We start from the raw sequence: 5,692 nt of genomic DNA, 5'->3' as shown, positions 1-5,692 counted from the left end.
TATCGAACGGACTGACGATCCTGTCCTTGGCGTTGGCCACGATCACCGGCGCGGCAGCCGGCGACGTGCCGAGCTATACTGAGCCTGCCGGGGCCGGCGCCGCGAGCGGAGATGGATCGAAGCTGACGGCACGCGATGTCACGGCACGCCTGTTCAAGGCCGCACCCGGGTCCCGTCCGGATCTGCAGCAGCTCAATCTCACGCGCCTCGATCTCGCGGAGCTGGACTTCAAGAGCGCCGATCTCGATGGCGCGGACCTCTACGGCGCCGACCTCTCGCGCGCCAGGCTCAGCGGAGCCTCCCTCGTCGCCGCACGCCTCGACCGCGCGACGATCACCTCGGCGGATTTCTCGGGCGCCGACCTGACCGACGCCCGCATCCTGCGCCCGACCATCTTCACCACCCTCGAGGTCGCGACCAACGAGGCCCCGAAGTTCATCGGAGCCAAGCTCATCCGCATCCGTTCCGACGGCTGGCTCGACCGCGCCGACTTCACGGGAGCCGACCTGACCGGTGCCGTGTTCGGCGGCGGCGCATCCCGCGAGGAGACGCTGTTCTCGCCCGCGAGCCTCGTCAGCGCCAACTTCTCGAACGCAATCCTGAGAGAAGCCAAGTTCCCCGGCGCCTCGCTCAAATACGCGCGCTTCATGGATGCGGACCTGACCGCGGCCAACTTCATCGGCTCCAACCTGACGGCAGCGAATTTCAGGGGCGCGAACGTGGCGGGCGCAGACTTCACGGGCGCCAACCTGGATGAAGCCGACCTGCGCGGCGCCCGCGGCCTGGATCAGGCCGTTGGCCTCACCTCCGCCACCAACTACGACCGCGCCCAGCGCGATCCCGTTCCGTGAGGGGTTGAAACAGCCGCCCCAGGCCGGCGCCGCTATGACGTCGGGAAATTTACCCTTGAATCCGGGCGAACAAACGGCAACAGATCCTGAAGCCGTAGGCGCTGATTTCACGATCCGCGCGTTCTGCAACGGCATCGGAGCACGTAAATGCGCTTTGCAATCGGCCTCGCAACGCTACTTTTCCCGGCCTCCGCCGCTCTGGCCGTCGTGGCGTTCTCGAACGCATCCGCCGCGGCCGGCGACGTGCCGAGCTACACGCAGCCTGGCGGGACGGGCGTCACCACCGGCGACGACGTGAAGCTCACGGCACGCGATGTCACGGCACGCCTGTTCAAGGCCGCGCCCGGATCCCGTCCGGACCTCCAGGAGCTCAATCTCGCGCGCCTCGATCTCGCCGAACTCGACTTCAAGAGTGCCGACCTTGACGGCGCGGACCTCTATGGCACCGACCTCTCGCGCGCCAAGCTCGCCGGAGCCTCCTTCGTTGGCGCGCGCCTCGATAGCACGACCATCACCGCGACGGATTTCTCGGGCGCCGACCTGACCGACGCTCGCATCCTGCGCCCGACCGTCTTCACGACCCTCGAGGTGGCAGCGAGCGAAGCTCCGAAGTTCACCGGAGCTAAGCTGGTCCGCTTCCGCTCCGACGGTTGGCTCGAGCGCGCCGACTTCTCCGGCGCCGACCTGACCGACGCAATTCTCGGCCGTTCAGCCGTACGCGAGCCGTCCGTCAACGCACCCGCAAGCCTGTCGAGCGCCAATTTCACGCGCGCAATCCTGAAGGACGCGAAGCTGTCCGGTACCTCGATCAAGTATGCGAGTTTCGTCGGCGCCGACCTCTCCGGCGCCAACCTCCGCGGGGCCGATCTGACCCACGCCAACTTCTCCGGCGCGAACGTGGCAGGCGCGGACTTCACGGGCGCCAACCTTGACGAAGCCGACCTGCGCGGCGCCCGCGGCCTGGATCAGGCCATCGGCCTCGCCTCCGCCACCAACTACGACCGCGCCCAGCGCGATCCCGTCCCCTGACAGCTCTACAATCGGCGACGCCGCGTGCGCCCGACATGACGCTGCTACCGCGCCCCACTGTCATCCTAGGCCTTGTGCCTAGGATCCAAGGACCAGCATGCGCCAGCCTCGACGGCGTATACACTGTCTATCCTTGACTCCCGCCGAGGGTTGGATCCTCGGCATAAAGCCGAGGATGACACGTGAGGGCTACTGCCGACTGCCCATTGCCCGCTGCCGGCCTGTTGCCCGCAGCCCGTGGCCCACCTAAAACACCCCCATGTCAGACACCCTGAGCCTCGCGTCCCTCGCCGACGGCACCATCCTCTCTCCCTTCTCGCGCCTCCGCCAGCTGCTGGACGGCGTCGCACCCGGCCACGCCAGGCCCATCGACCTCACGCTCGGCGAGCCGCGCGAGACGATGCCGCCCTTCGTCGCCTCCAAGATCGCCGAAACAGAAGCCCTGTTTGCTAAGTACCCGCCGATCCGGGGATCGGACGAGCTGCGTCGGGCCATCGCCGACTGGATCGGACGCCGCTATTGGCTTTCCTCCGGCGCCATCGACCCGGCCCGCGAGATCCTGCCCTGCAACGGCTCGCGCGAAGGTCTCTTCTATGCCGCCTTCCCGGCCGTCGGCCGCAAGCAGAAGCAGGGTCACACTGGTCGCCCGGCGATCCTCATGTGCAATCCGTTCTATCAGGCGTACCTGGGCGGGGCCCTCGCTGCCGGCGCCGAGCCCGTATTCCTGAACGCCACGGCCGAGACCGGCCATCTGCCCGACCTCGATGCGCTTGAAGCCGACACGCCCCTCCTCGCTCGCACCGCCGCACTCTATCTCTGCTCGCCCGCCAATCCGCAGGGCGCCGTTGCAGATGCAGCCTACATCACGCGCGCCCTCGGGCTTGCCCGCGCGCATGGCTTCATGCTCTTCCTCGACGAATGCTATTCGGAGATCTACACCGGCGCCCCGCCCGTCGGCGGCCTCGAGGTTGCAGCAAAAACTCCCGAGCGCTTCGCCAACCTCGTCGTCTTCAACTCTCTCTCCAAGCGCTCGAACCTTCCCGGTCTGCGCTCAGGCTTTTCCGCAGGCGACGCCGTCTTCCTCGACACCCTGTTCGAGGTGCGCAACCTCATTGGCCCGCAGATGCCGGGCCCGACGCAGCACGCCTCCGCCGCCGTCTGGGCCGAGGAGCAGCACGTCACGGCCAATCGGCTGGCCTACGCACGCAAATATGACGCGGCGGACGCCGTGCTCGGCACCCGCTTCGGCTACAGCCGGCCCGCCGGCGGCTTCTTCCTCTGGCTCGACATGAGTGGCCTCGGCAACGGTGAACAGGCAGCCCTAACGTTATGGAAACATTTCGGAGTCAAGGTCATACCCGGTGCCTACCTGGCTCAGACCGGGCGTGATGGGACCAATCCGGGCGCACCCTACGTGCGCGTCGCATTGGTCCATGATGCCGGAACGATCAGGGAGGCGCTCGAACGGTTCGTCCATGTATCTGCGTAAGAGACGTTCGCTGCTATGCCGTCCGTTTCCGGACTTGATCGCCAGCGCCTGCTGCCGCCCGCTCTCGAGGCTCGCCTGATCGGCACCCTCGGCCGCGGTTGCGGCCTCATGCTTTTTGTGGCGCTCGCGGCCATCTGGGCCAGCATGGTTTCGTGGTCGGTTGCCGACCCGAGCCTCACGCACGCCACCGATGGCCCGGTTCGCAATGCGCTCGGCGCTCCAGGTGCCATCATCGCCGACCTGCTGCTGCAGACGCTGGGGCTTGCGTCCGCGATCGCCCTGCTGCCGCTCATGATCTGGGGCTTCGAGCTCGTTCTCTCGGAACGTGTCGCCGATCTGCGCACCAAGACCATTTACTACCCATTTGCGGTTCTCGGCATGGCCGGCGCCGTATCGGCCCTTCCGCGGTCGGGCACGTGGCCCATCGAGCCGGGCTACGGCGGCATCCTGGGCGACGCGCTTTTCAATTTCGCCTCCTCGACCCTCGGTTTCATCAGCTCCGGCACGGCCGGCATCGCCGCCGCCATCCTGCTTGCGGGGCTCGGCATGTCCTCGCTCGCTCGCGCCCTCGGCGTCTCTCGCCAGGATGTATTCCCCAAAGGCCTGCGGCACGCGCAGAGAGACCTATCCTGGGCGCCTGCCACTGCCGACACTGCAATCGCGCTCCCGCGCCGAGGCAGCCTCGCGGTCGCCCTCGGTGCCTTGCGCACGTTCGGCCACAAGACGCACATCGAGCGCCTCGGCTTCGGCGCCATCGATCCCGTTCTTCCCGGCATCTTCACCCGTCACAGCGACCCGGAGGCGTTTGCTCCCGCCCGGCCCGCGCCGTCGCGGCCGCGCTACGACGAGCGCAAGCCGATCGAGAACGAGCTCGACTATCTGCCCGACGCGGCCGACGACGTCTCGACCGAGGAGGCCGATCTCCTGGCCGCCGACGACGCCGCGCTCGAAATGTCGAGCCGCGCCATCGCCGAACGCTTCGCACCCGCCAACGCACGCGTCACCCTGCGCGAGCAGGACATCGCCGAGCCCGCCCTCGCGCCCGATCTCGCGCTTCCGGGCGGTGATCTGCCGCGCTTCCTCACCGGCGCCCGCGAGTCCGCGCCGCCTCCTTCCCCCGCGCCTCAGCCTGTCCAGAAGCCGGCCCCCGCCGCGCGGCGCATGCCATCCGGGCTCGTACGCGCCGTTGCAGCGCGCCGCGGCGAACGTGTCTTCAAGCGCCCGGCACCCGCCATGCTGAAGCGCAGCCCGCCATCGAAGGCCAGCTCCGAGCTCTCGCAAACGGTGCTGCGCGGCACAGCACGTCTTCTCGAGGAGGTCCTGGCCGACTTCGGCGTCAAGGGCGAGGTCCGCGACATCAAGCCTGGCCCCGTCGTCACGCTTTACGAGCTCGAGCCCGCCCGCGGAACGAAAGCCACGCGCGTCATCGCCCTTGCCGACGACATTGCCCGCATGATGAGCGCCACCAGTGCCCGCGTCGCGGTTGTCCCCGGCCGCAACGTCATCGGTATCGAGCTGCCCAACGCGCGCCGCGACACCGTCGGCCTGCGCGAGATCCTCGAGAGCCCGGCATTCGCCAGCGCCGACGGCATTCTGCCATTGACGCTCGGCCGCTCGATCGGCGGCGAGCCGATTATCGCCGACCTCGCGCGCATGCCGCATCTCCTCGTTGCGGGCACCACCGGCTCCGGCAAGTCCGTCGGCGTCAACGCCATGATTCTCTCGATCCTCTTCCGCCACACACCGGACGAATGCCGCTTCTTGATGATCGATCCCAAGATGCTCGAGCTTTCGGTCTACAACGACATCCCGCACCTCCTGACCCCAGTCGTCACCGAGCCGGAGAAGGCCGTCGGCGCCCTGAACTGGGTCGTGGGCGAGATGGAGGAACGCTACAAGCGCATGTCGAAGCTGTCGGTGCGCAACATCGAGGCCTTCAACACCCGCGTCAAAGCCGCCTCCGCCCGCGGCGAGCAACTCGCACGCACGGTGCAGACCGGCTTCGATTCCGAGACCGGCAATCCCATCTACGAGCGCGAGGAGATCGATCTCGCGCCCATGGCCTACATCGTCGTGGTGGTGGACGAGTTCGCCGACCTGATGATCACCGCCGGCAAGGACATCGAGACGGCTGTGCAACGCCTCGCGCAGAAGGCGCGCGCGGCCGGCATTCACCTCATCATGGCGACACAGCGTCCCTCGGTCGACATCATCACCGGCACCATCAAGGCCAACTTCCCGACCCGCATCAGCTTCAAGGTCGCCTCCAAGATCGACAGCCGCACCATCCTGAACGAGCAGGGTGCCGAGCAGCTGCTGGGCC

Annotated in this window: 4 protein-coding genes; all 4 read left to right on the top strand. The window is 67.7% G+C overall.

The window, feature by feature from the left end; translation table 11 throughout:
- Nucleotides 1-851 (top strand): pentapeptide repeat-containing protein (locus QZV93_RS12685; protein ID WP_295558961.1); only part of this gene is annotated, 851 nt, incomplete at its 5' end.
- Nucleotides 852-998: 147 nt separating this feature from the next.
- Entirely contained in the window at nt 999-1,880 is an 882-nt protein-coding gene (locus QZV93_RS12680) for a pentapeptide repeat-containing protein (RefSeq protein ID WP_295558959.1), read from the top strand.
- Between the two features lie 259 nt (nt 1,881-2,139).
- Entirely contained in the window at nt 2,140-3,369 is a 1,230-nt protein-coding gene (locus QZV93_RS12675; protein WP_295558957.1) for an aminotransferase class I/II-fold pyridoxal phosphate-dependent enzyme, read from the top strand.
- Between the two features lie 15 nt (nt 3,370-3,384).
- The coding region (locus QZV93_RS12670; RefSeq protein ID WP_295558956.1) for a DNA translocase FtsK at nt 3,385-5,692 on the top strand (2,308 nt) is incomplete at its 3' end.

The sequence above is a fragment of the uncultured Hyphomicrobium sp. genome (assembly GCF_902826555.1).
Classification (GTDB): Bacteria; Pseudomonadota; Alphaproteobacteria; order Rhizobiales; family Hyphomicrobiaceae; genus Hyphomicrobium_C.
This window is presented reverse-complemented; position numbering and strand designations above follow the sequence as displayed.

Bases quoted from the DNA above. Each gene is read 5' to 3' on its own strand.
- QZV93_RS12680 (WP_295558959.1), top strand. From the start codon at position 999: ATGCGCTTTGCAATCGGCCTCGCAACGCTACTTTTCCCGGCCTCCGCC.
- QZV93_RS12675 (WP_295558957.1), top strand. From the start codon at position 2,140: ATGTCAGACACCCTGAGCCTCGCGTCCCTCGCCGACGGCACCATCCTC.